Here is a 13,094-nt window from a genome sequence, read left to right as displayed (position 1 = left end):
CGAACTATTTGCTAGTTTACCTTTGTATCGTTCGTTTTTATGGCTAAGAAAACTATTCAGTCTTTCTGTTTGGTAGGAAAAAGACAAATAAAGGAACAATACAAAAAATCCAGACGAATCCTCGTCTGGATCAAATAAACTTACTGTTGCAAGCGCAATTCCGTCACTTCGTCTGTTTCTTTCGGCAGCCCATTAAAGAACAGATTCAAAACAATGGCAGTCAAACTACTCATGACGATCCCATTGCCTGTAAACATTTGAACGGTTTCAGGCATTTGACTGAATAAAGTGGGCATCATATTGAACCCTAAACCAAAACCGATTGATACTGCAATCACTAACAAGTTCTTGTCATTCATAAAATCAACTTTGCTCAGCATTCTCATCCCTTGAACAGCCACCATGCCAAACATCACTAACATGCCGCCGCCAAGCACTGCCTCTGGAATGATCTGTGCGATGGCACCGACTTTTGGAAACAACCCTAATACGATCAAAAAGATTGCTGAAAAGAAAATCGGACGGCGCGTCTTAATGCCTGAAAGTTGAACCAAACCTACGTTTTGTGAAAATCCAGTATAAGGAAACGTATTGAAGATCCCACCAAGGATCACCGCCAAGCCCTCCGCACGATAGCCGCGCTTTAAGTCATTGCCTGTAATCGGTTTTTCAGTAATGTCTCCCAGTGCAAAATAAACGCCTGTGGATTCTACCAAACTAACGATGGAAATAATGATCATCAAGACGATCGACCACAGATCAAAGGTTGGTAAACCGAAATAAAAAGGCTGTGGCAAATGAAACACAGGTGCATGAGTGATGGCAGAAAGATCAACCAAGCCTAATAATGCTGCTAAAATAGTCCCACCGATCAAACCGATCAGTACGGCAATCGAGCGAATAAAGCCTTTGCAAAACACTTGCACGCCAATGATCAGCGCAATCGTCACAAAGCCTAACAATAAATTCGTTGGATCACCAAAGTTAGCAGCTGCGGCATCCCCTCCACCGATTTTGGTGATGGCGACTGGAATCAAGGTCAAGCCGATGACGGTAATCACCGTTCCTGTCACCAATGGAGGGAACAAAACTTTGATTTTCGAAAAAATGCCGGCGATCAAGACAATGAAAATCCCAGCAGCAATGATCGCTCCGTAAATCGCACTGATTCCTGATTTGGTGCCAATCAAAATCAATGGGGAGACAGCTTGGATGGCACAACCTAAAACGACTGGTAGGCCGATCCCAAAAAAGCGGGTGACGACTAATTGCAAAAGCGTAGCGATTCCGCACATGAAAATATCGATCGAGATCAAATACGTCATCTGCGCTTCATTAAAGCCGAGGCCTGTTCCAATCAACAAAGGGACGGCAACAGCTCCTGCATACATCGCTAGCAAATGCTGCAAGCCTAAAACTGCTGAACGGCTATTCGTCTCTTTCATTAGGCATCTCCTTCTAAAAAGCTAACTTGGCCTTCCGACAATGAGGCGATTCGTGCTAAGGAAACAACGGGGATTCCCATTTCTTCAAGCAATTGTCGACCAGTTTGGAATGATTTTTCAATGACGATCCCAATGCCAACGACTTTTGCGCCTGCTTGCTGACACAATTCGATCAATCCTTTTGCAGCTTGTCCGTTTGCTAAGAAATCATCAATTATTAATACCGTATCATCTGAAGATAAGAATTTCTTAGAAATCGATACTTGGCTGGTCACTTGCTTAGTAAAGGAATAGACCGATGCGGTCAACAACTCTTCATCCATCGTCAGACTCTTTGCTTTTCGAGCAAAGATCATTGGTACCTGCAACTTTTCTGCAGTATAAAGTGCTGGTGCGATCCCTGAAGCTTCGATGGTCACTACTTTGGTGATCCCACTTTCTTGAAATCGTTCTGCAAAAACTTTACCGATTTCTCTCATCAACTCATAATCCACTTGGTGGGTCAAAAACTGGTCCACTTTGAGAACCCCTTCACCCAAGACGTTCCCGTGTGTTTTGATACGCTCAACTAATTTATCCATCCTAGCTCTCCTCGTTCCTTTCTATTCCATCCTGAAAAAAAAGACACTCTTTTTGCCAAAGCAAAAAAAGTGTCTAACAGGCACGATTTTTACTTATAGTCCGATATTTACGGTATCGGGTAGAGACTGTCGACCATATTTCGACGATATACAAGTAATTTTTAAATGATAGATTCGATTATGCCTGTCTTTGATTAAAAACACAAGCATGGAATGCCCTTTATAAATAAAAATATTCTCATTTGTGGATCATTTGCTACTCTGGTTTCTCCATATCACGATAGTGCTCCATCTTTTTACTGAAAAGCTCCCCGTTGGAAGGCGGCGTGTAAGTGATCGCATTCGCACCTGCTTCAATCGTTTCTAAGATGCTCTCCTCAGTTGGACCACCCGTTGCAATGATCGGCAGCTTCGGATATTTTTTACGGAAGAAAGCCACGGTATCCGCTGTGTCCTTGCCGGCACTGATATTGATGACCTTCACACCTGCTTCAAGTTTGGCATCAATTTCAGTATACTTACTCGTTACGGTACTGATAACGGGAATATCCACGACTTTACAGACTTGCTCCACAGTTTTCAATGGCGTGGGTCCGTTTAAGACGACCCCGATCGATCCCTGAGCTTCAGCAAACATGCTCATATAAGAAGAGCGGAATCCTTGGGTCAAGCCGCCGCCGACACCAGAAAACACTGGAATATCTGCTGCTTCGATAATTGCTTTCGTAATTGCTGGGTGCGGTGTAAAAGGATAGACCGCTATCACAGCGTCCGCATTTGTATTACGGATGATCGCAATATCCGTAGTAAAAATAATGGAGCGGATTTGTTTCCCAAATATTTGAATGCCGCTAGCCTCTCGAATAACTTTAGGCACTTTGACGATATCTTTGCGTAAATCAGTGGTGATTTTTGGCATATATTTTTCTTCCATAAGCAGCCAACTCTCTTTTCTTATTGATCAAATCGATTCAATTGGTAGGTTTCAATGACTTGAATGATTTTGCTGGCATAATCTGGATCCGTTGCATACCCTGCATCTTGTAAGGCTTGTGCGGCACTGCGGTAGTCGTTTGCTGTCAAGACATCTACATAAAGCGCAGGATTCCAATCAACACCATTTACAAACAACATCGTATGATCATCCATTGATTCTTCCCAAGTATCATAGACACGAAAATCTCCTTGAATCGTGACCCATTCTCCATTATAAAACTCTTGGGTATCTAATGTCACCTTTTTTGAATGACCAAATGACTTGATGCCAAATAAATTATTGTATTTGCTGGCTAGAGAACTCTGGCCCCAATCTGATTCAAGAATCGCCTGACCTATAATGATACTTGGTAAAATCCCATAGCCTTTTTGCAGTTCTTGCGCGTAAGGAGCAATGCGATCGATAAATTCTTCATGAGAGATCGCTTCAGTATTTGTTTCTTCCTCTTTCGGAAGAGGATCCGCCAAACTATTTAAGGAAAAAATAAAAGCAATCCCAATTAAGAATAACCCTAGAAAGACTAATGGGAAACGAGTCTTCTGTTTTTTTCTTCTTGCGCTCATTTTTTCACTTCCTTTGTCTGACTAAACACGTTCTTAGCGAACAAATCGCCTCCATTCAGCAACACCTCATCTTGTGTAAGCTCACTGCTTTCTTGACTTTTAGCAAGAGAACCCTCATAGATCCAGTCCTCTGACAAAGGATCTTCCCATTCGTGAGAGGACAGTTCTGCTTCTTTTCGAGCGATGTGTTCTTTTGCTTCTTCTAGAAACTCTTCAAAGGTCAACTCCTGCTCCTCAATGTAGGTTGCCACTTCGACTCCTACATATCGTAGATGCCAAGGCTCATAATCGATTTGCGTAATAGCATGTTTTCCTTTCGGGTAACGGATGATAAACCCATACTCCCTTGCATGAGCTTGTAGCCATTTTCCACCCTCAGTATCACCGAACCCCTCATTGAGCAGCTCTCCTGTATGATTTTGATACCAATCCTGATCCACAACATCAACAGCAAGCCCAGTATGGTGTTCGCTATAGCCAGGCTCAGTAAAGGTCAGTTTCGTGATCCGAATTGCTTCTTCTTTTGTATGACCTTGACTCATCAGGGTGTTGACATTGGCATTGAATATCTCCTCTTGATACGCTACTGAACGGTAGGCAGAGACCATCGCCAAAGGATGTCCTGCAGCTTTTGCGGCATCTGCCAGCTTTTCATAAGTTGAAACGATGCGTTGATCGACGAAATAGCCATTCGACAATTTCCCTAAATCTTTTTGGGCAATTTCGCTTTTGATTTTATTGTTTGGGCCTACCAAAACCAATGACCAATCATCCAATGAAACAGTTGGAAAATCCTCTTCGTTCACTTCATCACTAGCACTTGCTTGTTCTTGTGACTCTTGCGTGTTCCCATTTGGCTCTTTTTCATTTGTTTCTGTTGTTTCACCCGTTGATGCTTGATCTGTTGAACGAGCGATACTTGCACTCTTTGTTGGGGTGACTGCGGTCACTCGGTTCACTTGAATGGTTAAAAGAACCAGAAACAAGAAGCCCGTCGCCGCAGCCATTCCATAATACTTTTTCAAAAAATATCCTACCTTTAGTTGTAAGTTTCTTCCAGATTTTCTTTGACCCACTCCAACAGTTCGATTTTTTCATTGCGAATTTGCTGCTGAACAAAAGCGGGCAATCGGAAGTTTAGTATATCATCATAACCCCACTCATCATACGTAATACTGACTCTCAAATCAAGGTATTGGGCTGTTTCTTCAGATTCTGTTAACAATTCGACTTTCGCTAAATCGCTTGCTAACCACGTTCTGGCGATTTGAGTCTTCATTTTTTTGAACTCGACGACCGCTTGATTGCGTTTTTCTGGATAAATGACGGTTTGCCGAATGATTTTTTGGATCAGCATCCATTCATAATCCGAAAACAGCAGTTTCACTTTCTGATTTTCAGCAGGCGATAAACTCATTGTGCCGTTTTTCCAAGCTTCCCATTGCTCCTCAGTGATTCCTAAATGTGTCTCATAAAACTGTTTTTCTGATGTGTATTGCTCGATAATCGTATTTAAAATAATGGCTATTGATACATTATGCATATGTTATCCCTCCTCTTCTATATTTTACTGAAAGTCAGCCGTAATGGAAACTTTTTGCGATTGTTTTTGATTATTTTAAAGAATTCATTTCTTTTGTTATACTAAATATGAAGGAGATGACCAATGATGAAAAAATACCGTTGGGGAATGATTGGACTTGGAGACATCGCGACGCAATTTGCCGCTGGTTTTTCCAATGAAGCAAGTGAACTGTATGGAGTCAGCGCCCGCAGTTTGCCAAAAGTCCAGGCCTTTGCCGAAAAATACGCTATCCCCCATGCTTATGAAAGCACAGATGCTATGCTGGAAGATCCGCAAATTGATATTGTGTACATTGCAGTACCTAATGATCTTCATCACGAATTTATTATGAAAGCTCTAATGGCAGGAAAACATGTCCTCTGCGAAAAAGCCATCACCACCAGTGCCGATGAGCTAGCGGAAGAACTAGCCTTAGCCAAAGAAAAAAACCTAATCTTAGAAGAAGCTATGACGATCTTCAATATGCCGGTTTATGCACGTTTGAAAGAAGAGATCGATGCTGGACGCTTAGGAAAATTAAAAATGATCCAAGCACCATTTGGCAGCTATAAAGATCCTGATCCCACCAATCGTTTCTTCAACCCAGATTTAGGTGGCGGTGCGTTACTGGATATTGGCACGTATGCCGTTTCATTTGCTCGCTTTTTCATGTCGGATACGCCAGAAGTGGCGTTTAGCAGCATGAAGCCCTTCTCTACTGGTGTAGACGAACAATCTGTAACGATCCTCCAAAATCCAGCTGATGAAATGGCTAGTGTCACACTGACTTTCCAAGCGAAAATGCCTAAAACAGGTATCGTCGCTTTCGAAGAAGGATACATTACGGTGGATGAGTATCCTCGTGCGGACAAAGCCGTGATTCATTTTCGAGATGGAACAAATGAAGTGATTGAAGCTGGTGACAGTAATCAAGCCCTTAATTATGAAATTGCCAATATGATCAAAGCCATCAATGGCGATATCGAAGGATCAATCCACTTGACCACCGATGTCATTGACGTTCTTGATCAAATGCAAGCTTTTTGGGAACAACAGTAAAAGCGAAAAGACTCCTTTGCAGGAGTCTTTTTTTTAGCGCTCCATCGTCTGAATCTGTTCAGAAAAGTCGGCTTTGGTTTCAATAAAACTTTTAAAGGTTTGCAGAAACTGAAACAGCTGGGCCCGATTTTCAAATTCTGCTCTTGTTTGCGGCAATGGTTTTTGTCGATAATCTTCGTATAAAGCTGCAATTTTTGCCAAGATCTCTTTTCCATCGTTATTTTCATGAAAGGACTGGGCGGTAAAGGATAGCAGCTCTTGAAACGCATTTGTATAGGCTTCTTCTACCCAAAACAATTGTAATAGATCAACCATTTCCAAGAGTAAGCGCGCTTGACTTTGCCGCATGGTGAAATACTCTTCATAATAAGAGGCTTCTCCTCGCCACTGGTTTTCACTATGAACCATCGCTTGCTGTTTGCCTTGCTTGATTTCTCCTAACAATGCTTGGCAAACATGAGGGAGCGTCGCCTTTTCTTTTTCTGTTAACGCGATCGACATGTCTTTTAAAAGACTTTTAAACGTTTCTTCCACCAACTGCTGTTTTTCTTTCAATGCCCGTTCGCCGTCTGGCATATACAAGTTAAATAAAAGTGCAAAGCCGATGCCAATACTCATTAACAAAAAAGCATTTCCAATCAATGGCCAAGCAAAAGAACGTTCCATCATATAATGGGTCACCAAGACCGAATTGACCACGATCCCATCGGTTAATTTGAAATAGACTGCCGTCGGAATAAATAGGAAGAGAAAAAGAACAAAGCCCAGCGGACCAAAGCCTAAAAGATGAAAGCTGACAAAAGCTAGGAGCGTCGCGATCGCCAAGGAAACCAAGCGACCGATTCCTGTAAAGAGCGAGGTTTTCTTTGTATTCCCAACACTCAAAATTGCGATGATCCCTGCGGCTGGTGCATACAATAGACCGATCTGCTGAGCAAGAAACATGGACAAACCGGCAGCAACTGCTGTCTTCACTGTTCTCAATCCAATTTTCATTTTTGTCACCTCCTTTGAAAAGTATACTAAATTGTGAGGAATAAGACTAGAATTTCTCAACAGCATTGGGTATGATTAAGTAAAGGGGGCATTCTACCATGAAAATGGGGCGTTTTCGCTTAGGTATGCGAACGATAAAAACAGCCATCGCTGTCATGCTTTGTATTCTGCTCTTTCATTTCCTTGATCGCGGCCAGCCTTTGATTGCTGCCTTGTCTGCTGTCTTTTCATTGCGACAAGACCTGACAACAACAATCTCTTTTGGGAAATCACGGGTGTTAGGAAATACGATCGGCGGCGGTACAGCCATTTTTTATTTTTTGACGAAGCAATATTTTCAAAATGATTTTCTGATCGAATTGTTTGTCCTGCCCGCACTGGTCATCTTTGTCATCGTTTTTTCAGATGGCATCAATAACAATTCTGGCATCATCTCTGCCATTGCGACGATGCTGTTGATCACTTCCAGTGTCCCACAAGGTGAATCGATCATCTTTGCATTGGACCGTGTGCTTGATACCTTTATCGGTACCTTAGTTGCCCTGTCAATCAATTTTGTTATTCGACCACCTGAGGAAGAGAAAAAGGATGAGATTCAAGAAGATTTGGTCGTGCTAAGGCAAAAAGAGCTTGAACTAAAAGCCATGCTAGAAGAAGTCCAAGGGGAAATCTCTGAGCAAGAAAAACAAGAAAAATAAAAACAGCCTTTTTCCAGAATGCTTCTGAAAAAAGGCTGTTTTTGTTACTCATTGGCTTTCAAGGCATCGATCATATTGACATGTTTCAACTTGAAATACATCGCGATCCCTACCACGCCTGAAAACAAGCAGGTCAATCCCGCTGCATACACATAGCTCATTGGTTCGACTGTCGGTGAAAACATGGCGATATCAACTTCGATGGTCTGTAAGACAAATTGATGCTGAAGCACCCCTAATAACAAGCCAAAACCAATACCGAAAATCGTTAAAAAGATATTCTCACGAAAGACGTACATCGTCACTTCTCGATCATAAAAGCCTAATACTTTGATAGTCGACAACTCGCGGATCCGTTCCGCTATATTGATATTGTTCAAGTTGTACAACACGATAAAGGCTAATGCCCCTGCTGACGTGATCAAGATCCAAATGACGATGTTCAAGGTTGCTGTCGTGTCATCTAAGGCATCCGCTGAAGCTGAGAGGAAGGAAACATTGATGACATTATCTTGTGCCATCAGGTCAGCTGCGATCGCTTCTTCATCTGTTTTGCTTAAGCGCTGATTGAATTTCAATAACTCACTATTGTAAGCAGGCGTTTCCTGAAAGATCTTTTCGTACGTTTCAGGTGTCAAATAAGCAAAATGGCCCGTGTAGTTTTCTGCGATGGCAGCTACCTTCAGTTGAAATTCCTCGCCGCTTTCATTCGTCAACGTTATCGTATCACCCACCGATAATCCAAACAACTTAGCAAGCTTTTCATTGATGATGGCACCCTCTCCTTCTAGCTCGTAAGCTTCTCCTGAAACCCGATCATTCAAGTGGACAAATCTCGATAAAGCCGCAGGATCTTCTGGCACGGTGACGGTTACTTCTTGCTGCGTGACCCCCGATTGAGCCAACGTCAGACTTTCCGTATGCAAGAATAACCCTGCTTCAAAGCCTTCAATATCTTCTGCGGCGGCTTTTGTTTCACTCATTGCTTCCGAATCCTCGTCATCAAAGGTAATCACCGCCTGATATTGCCAGATTTTCTCAAACTGCAAAGGAATGATATTGCTGATGGAATCTCTCAGGCCAAACCCAGTTAAAATCATCGACGTGCAACCAGCGATTCCTAAGATGGTCATGAGCATTCTTGACTTGTAGCGAAACAGGTTTCGCATTGTAACTTTTTGAATAAAACTTAAGTGCCGCCATAAAAAAGTGATTCTTTCTAAGAGAATTCGTTTCCCTGTTTTTGGGGCCTTTGGTCTCAACAAGGAAGCCGATGACTGTCTTAAATTAAATCGTAAAACCAGCAGCGCAATTCCGATGGTGCAAAGCAAGCTAACACCCACAGCAATCAATGAAAGCCGCAAATACCATGGGGTGTCATACTCCGTGAGATTGTAAAGCGGTCCATAAGCTTGAATGATGATTGCTGGAAAAAAGGAAAAGCCTACTGCTAGGCCCAATACAGCACCTGTGATGCCTGCTGCAGAGGAATAAAGCAAAAATTTCTGTCCAATCTCCCAGTTGCGATAGCCTAGTGCTTTCAACGTTCCGATCTCACTGCGTTTTTCATCGATCATCCGCGTCATAGTGGTTAGACTCACTAAGGCTGCGATCAAAAAGAAAATGACTGGAAAAATCGTCGCTAACGAAGAAACGCGTTCCGCATTGTCTTGGTATTCTGAATAACCAGGATTCGCATCGCGGTTCGCGACACGATAAACTGCCGGTTTTAGCTCCAACAATTCCTGCTCTTTTTCCGCAACTTCTTTTTTGACATCTTCAAGCTTTTCGCGTTCTTTTGGTGCTCTTTCTTTAAATTCGGCTAGCTTTTCTTGAAGGGTTGCTTCGTTTTCTCGGTATTCCAGCCAGCCCTTGTCTAGCAAAGACTGACCATTAGCTTTCTCAGAAGCTAAAGTCTCACGAGCAACACTCAGCTGCGATTCTCCTTGAGTGATCTGGGTCTGAGCCTGTGCCAATTCTTGGCGTCCGGCACTGACCTGGCTCCAGCCAGCGTTGACTTGCTGTTGCGCCCGTTGAAGTTGCACTTCTTGTTCATTGATTGCAGCCAGTTGTCCGCTTAATTGGGCACGTTGTTGCTCACCTTCAGCAATGAGTGGATTCAATGTATCTTCAGCTGCCGTCAGCATAGTAGCAATCATCGTTTCATCGATTTCCTCCAGATCAGGAATCGGACCCAGGACATCTGTCGATAGGTTCAACTGTGCCAGAGCGGCTGTTACTTGTGCATAGACGGTAGGCAGCTGGGCCATTTGCTCCTCTGCAGAAAGTTGACCCACACTTCTGATTTGATCCATGCCTTGGTATGCCAGCGCAAGTTGCTCCTCCACTTGTTGGATGCCACTTTGTAGTTCTGACTTTTGTGCCGAAATGGACGCTAACTGGGCTTGGGCTGATTTTACTTGGGCTTCTTGCTGAAGCAACGCTTGTTCGCTTTGATCCAGCAGTCGTTGGTTTTCCGCCAACGATTGCTTACCCTCAGCTATTTTTTGTGCTTCACTATTCAACTGCTCTTGGGCAGCTTGAATTTCTGTTTGGAATGCTGCTTCTTGTTCCGTCAGTTCCCGGTGCGCCTGCGCTAATTTTTCTTGTGCGTCGTCGAGTTCCCTTTGTGCTTCTTGCAGAGCTGTTTCTCCGTTGCGGATCTGTTCTTTGGCTTCGTCAATGGCTGGTTGTGCTTCATCGATCAGCTCTTGTCTGCGTCCTTGCGCCCGAGGAGCCAACTTTTTCTCAACTTCAGCACTTATTTGATCTCTTTTCGTCTGATACGCCACTGAATAGCTTTCCATTTGAGATAAGTCATCAAAGCGAACTAAAAATCGGGCGTACGCACTTTCTTTAAAATCCTCCTCAGGAATCACCGCAAAGTAATCCACTGTCCCATTACCAACGGTACTGTTCCCCCGATGAAAGTTCTCAATATATTCAGGACTATTGACAAAGCCCACGATCGTGAAGGTATGGGTTTTTAATTGATTTTCGCCACTTTCTGGCAACTCAAAGGATTCATCTAATTCGAAACCACCACTATTTTGTGCCGCTTGATCTAAGGCGATTTCCCCTGATTTTTGCGGTAATCGACCAGAAGTCACCTCATATTGATTGACAGGTCGATCAGTTGAAAGAGAGAAGACACGAATCACAGCACGATGATTTTCGGCATTGATATCAGCGATCTGCTCCGTCTCAACCGCTGTGACGCCAGGCATTTCCTCAATGATTTGCCGATCGGTATCCGACAACCCCAAAGTTGAAGCAATTGTAAGGTCGGCTAATTGTTGGCGAGAAAAGTAATCTTCAGCAGCTTGTTTCATATTAGGGCCGGTGGCGCTGATCCCGACAAAAAAAGCGACTCCTAAAAAGATAATGCCTAAAATGGACAAAAACCGCCCGGGTGCTTGCCTAATTTCACGTAAACTGGAACGTAATAATGTTTTTTTCATAGGCATTTACCAAGAAATAGAGGCAATTGGAATCGGATGAGTATTTTTTTCCATCTTGCGAACCTTTGCATCATTGATATGGATCACACGATCAGCCATGGGAGCCAATGCGCTGTTATGTGTAATGATCAAAACGGTCGTCCCAGTCTCGCGAGCTGTTTTTTCTAAAATAGCCAAAATCTGTTTTCCCGTTTCATAGTCAAGTGCCCCAGTTGGTTCATCACAAAGCAGCAGTTTGGGCTTCTTGGCTATGGCACGAGCAATCGTGACCCTTTGCTGTTCACCGCCAGACAATTGTGCAGGAAAGTGATCCAAGCGATCACCTAATCCAACTTGGGTCAAAATCTCAGCTGCATCAAGTGCTTCGGGTACGATTTGTGCCGACAGTTCCACATTTTCTCTAGCCGTCAAGTTCGGCACCAAATTGTAAAATTGAAAGACAAATCCGACGTCTTTGCGACGATAGGTCGTTAGTTGTTTAGCATCAAAACCAGCAATATCCGTTCCATCGACAATCACTTGGCCGCTGTCACATTGATCCATCCCGCCTAGTATGTTCAAAACGGTGGACTTACCGGCGCCACTAGGACCAAGGATCAGCGCGATCTCGCCTTTCTCTACGGAAAAAGAGACGCCATCATTGGCAGCAATCACCGTATCGCCCATTGTGTATTTCTTCACTTCTTTCACTACTTCAATATAACTCATTTTATTCCTCCAAGAATTCCAGCGCCGCATGCGCTTTCTCGCTTAACAGTGTATCACACTTTTTCCCTTGAAAGAAACCGCAAAAAAGCAGCACAAGGTCGTGCTGCTAAAAAACAAGTCATTTATTCAAAGTGTTCCAGATTGGCAAAAGCAAAACAAATCATTTTGTGTGGTCCGCAATTCTTTGTTGCGTTTCTTGCCATAGTTTCTGTGCTTGTTGCTGCTCCTTCGGGATCTCGGTTAGGACTGCTTGACGATCAACAAAGTAGCGGCCACTGATACCCGCAACGTCTGGACTTAGCGCTAAGTAAATCGCTGTATCTGCCCCTTCTTCGGCTGTTTTAAAAAAAGGCGTCAACATTTTATAAATAGATTGACCAAATCCTGTTTGTCGACTGACCCCTAAGCTGGTCGCCACAGCTCCCGGATGCAAGGAATTAGTAGTAACAGTCGTATTGCGTAGCTGAAACGCAAGCGCATCCGTAAATAAAATCAGGGCTTTTTTTGAGCGGCCATATTCCCGCCAAGGGAAAAAATCCGGTACATCGAAAAAGCGCTGATCCTTTTTCTTTACAAATTTGTAGGCGCCGGATGACACATTGACGATCCTGCCGGCATCGGCACGTTTTATTAGCGGCAATAACTGACGGGTCAGTTCAAAATGCCCCACGTAGTTTACGCCCAGCATTTGTTCAAATCCATCGGCTGTTCGCTCTTTTTTTAAATTGACGATGCCCGCATTATTGATCAGTACATCCAATTTCTCAAAGCGGGCGTTGATTTCAGCGGCTGACTTGCGTACGCTAGCCAACGACCCCAGATCACCAATCACTAGATCGATCGCTGAATTTCCTGTCTCTTCCTTCAATCGTTGTTGTGCTGCTTGTCCTCGTTCAGCAGAACGGCAATACAAAATCACATGTATCCCTGCTTTTGCTAACTGTTTGGCTGTTGCAAAGCCCATACCGGCATTGGCGCCGGTAACTAAAATCGTCTTCAAATCCCCATCATCTCCTTCATAG

The 13,094-nt window shown here is 43.4% G+C and carries 12 protein-coding genes and 1 riboswitch; of the genes, 2 read left to right on the top strand and 10 right to left on the bottom strand.

What is annotated here, in order from left to right:
- Nucleotides 1-140: 140 nt before the first annotated feature.
- From IGI88_RS17080 to IGI88_RS17055, 6 genes are all read right to left on the bottom strand, one after another.
- On the bottom strand, nucleotides 141-1,445 hold the full coding sequence (locus IGI88_RS17080; RefSeq protein ID WP_429960051.1) for a nucleobase:cation symporter-2 family protein: 1,305 nt from the start codon (nucleotides 1,443-1,445) through the stop codon (nucleotides 141-143).
- Nucleotides 1,445-2,026 (bottom strand): xanthine phosphoribosyltransferase, encoded by a 582-nt coding sequence (locus IGI88_RS17075; RefSeq protein ID WP_005236421.1) that lies wholly within the window; start codon nucleotides 2,024-2,026, stop codon nucleotides 1,445-1,447. Before IGI88_RS17075 ends, IGI88_RS17080 begins: the two co-directional genes overlap by 1 nt.
- Nucleotides 2,027-2,102: 76 nt before the next feature.
- A riboswitch (purine riboswitch) is annotated at nucleotides 2,103-2,200 on the bottom strand.
- 82 nt (nucleotides 2,201-2,282) lie between these two features.
- Nucleotides 2,283-2,960 (bottom strand): hydrolase, encoded by a 678-nt coding sequence (locus IGI88_RS17070; protein WP_008381475.1) that lies wholly within the window; start codon nucleotides 2,958-2,960, stop codon nucleotides 2,283-2,285.
- 20 nt (nucleotides 2,961-2,980) lie between these two features.
- Entirely contained in the window at nucleotides 2,981-3,586 is a 606-nt protein-coding gene (locus tag IGI88_RS17065) for a glycoside hydrolase family 73 protein (protein WP_005236425.1), read from the bottom strand.
- Nucleotides 3,583-4,593, bottom strand: a complete 1,011-nt coding sequence (locus tag IGI88_RS17060) for a M15 family metallopeptidase (protein WP_429960834.1) — start codon at nucleotides 4,591-4,593, stop codon at nucleotides 3,583-3,585. Before IGI88_RS17060 ends, IGI88_RS17065 begins: the two co-directional genes overlap by 4 nt.
- A 32-nt stretch (nucleotides 4,594-4,625) precedes the next feature.
- Entirely contained in the window at nucleotides 4,626-5,129 is a 504-nt protein-coding gene (locus tag IGI88_RS17055) for a hypothetical protein (RefSeq protein WP_429960052.1), read from the bottom strand.
- Nucleotides 5,130-5,252: 123 nt separating this feature from the next.
- Here IGI88_RS17055 and IGI88_RS17050 point away from each other — a divergent pair, with 123 nt between their 5' ends.
- Complete coding sequence (locus IGI88_RS17050) at nucleotides 5,253-6,209, top strand: Gfo/Idh/MocA family protein (RefSeq protein WP_429960053.1); 957 nt, start codon at nucleotides 5,253-5,255, stop codon at nucleotides 6,207-6,209.
- A 33-nt stretch (nucleotides 6,210-6,242) separates the two neighbouring features.
- On the opposite strand, the gene IGI88_RS17045 is transcribed toward IGI88_RS17050, so the two are convergent.
- Nucleotides 6,243-7,205 (bottom strand): aromatic acid exporter family protein, encoded by a 963-nt coding sequence (locus IGI88_RS17045; protein ID WP_429960054.1) that lies wholly within the window; start codon nucleotides 7,203-7,205, stop codon nucleotides 6,243-6,245.
- Between the two features lie 98 nt (nucleotides 7,206-7,303).
- Between IGI88_RS17045 and IGI88_RS17040 the strand changes: the two genes are divergently transcribed.
- Nucleotides 7,304-7,903, top strand: a complete 600-nt coding sequence (locus tag IGI88_RS17040; RefSeq protein WP_005236440.1) for an FUSC family protein — start codon at nucleotides 7,304-7,306, stop codon at nucleotides 7,901-7,903.
- Nucleotides 7,904-7,947: 44 nt separating this feature from the next.
- Here IGI88_RS17040 and IGI88_RS17035 read toward each other — a convergent pair whose 3' ends face one another.
- The 3 genes from IGI88_RS17035 to IGI88_RS17025 form a co-directional block, all read right to left on the bottom strand.
- A complete protein-coding gene (locus IGI88_RS17035) occupies nucleotides 7,948-11,370 on the bottom strand; it encodes an FtsX-like permease family protein (RefSeq protein WP_429960055.1) in 3,423 nt (1,140 codons plus the stop codon).
- A complete protein-coding gene (locus IGI88_RS17030; RefSeq protein ID WP_008381485.1) occupies nucleotides 11,371-12,072 on the bottom strand; it encodes an ABC transporter ATP-binding protein in 702 nt (233 codons plus the stop codon).
- A gap of 160 nt (nucleotides 12,073-12,232) precedes the next feature.
- Nucleotides 12,233-13,072: an SDR family oxidoreductase gene (locus tag IGI88_RS17025; RefSeq protein ID WP_429960056.1), complete on the bottom strand. Its 840-nt coding sequence runs from the start codon at nucleotides 13,070-13,072 to the stop codon at nucleotides 12,233-12,235.
- Nucleotides 13,073-13,094: the final 22 nt, after the last annotated feature.

The organism is Enterococcus sp. AZ179 (genome assembly GCF_050498885.1).
GTDB classification, from domain to species: Bacteria; Bacillota; Bacilli; order Lactobacillales; family Enterococcaceae; genus Enterococcus_D; species Enterococcus_D entomosocium.
This window is presented reverse-complemented; position numbering and strand designations above follow the sequence as displayed.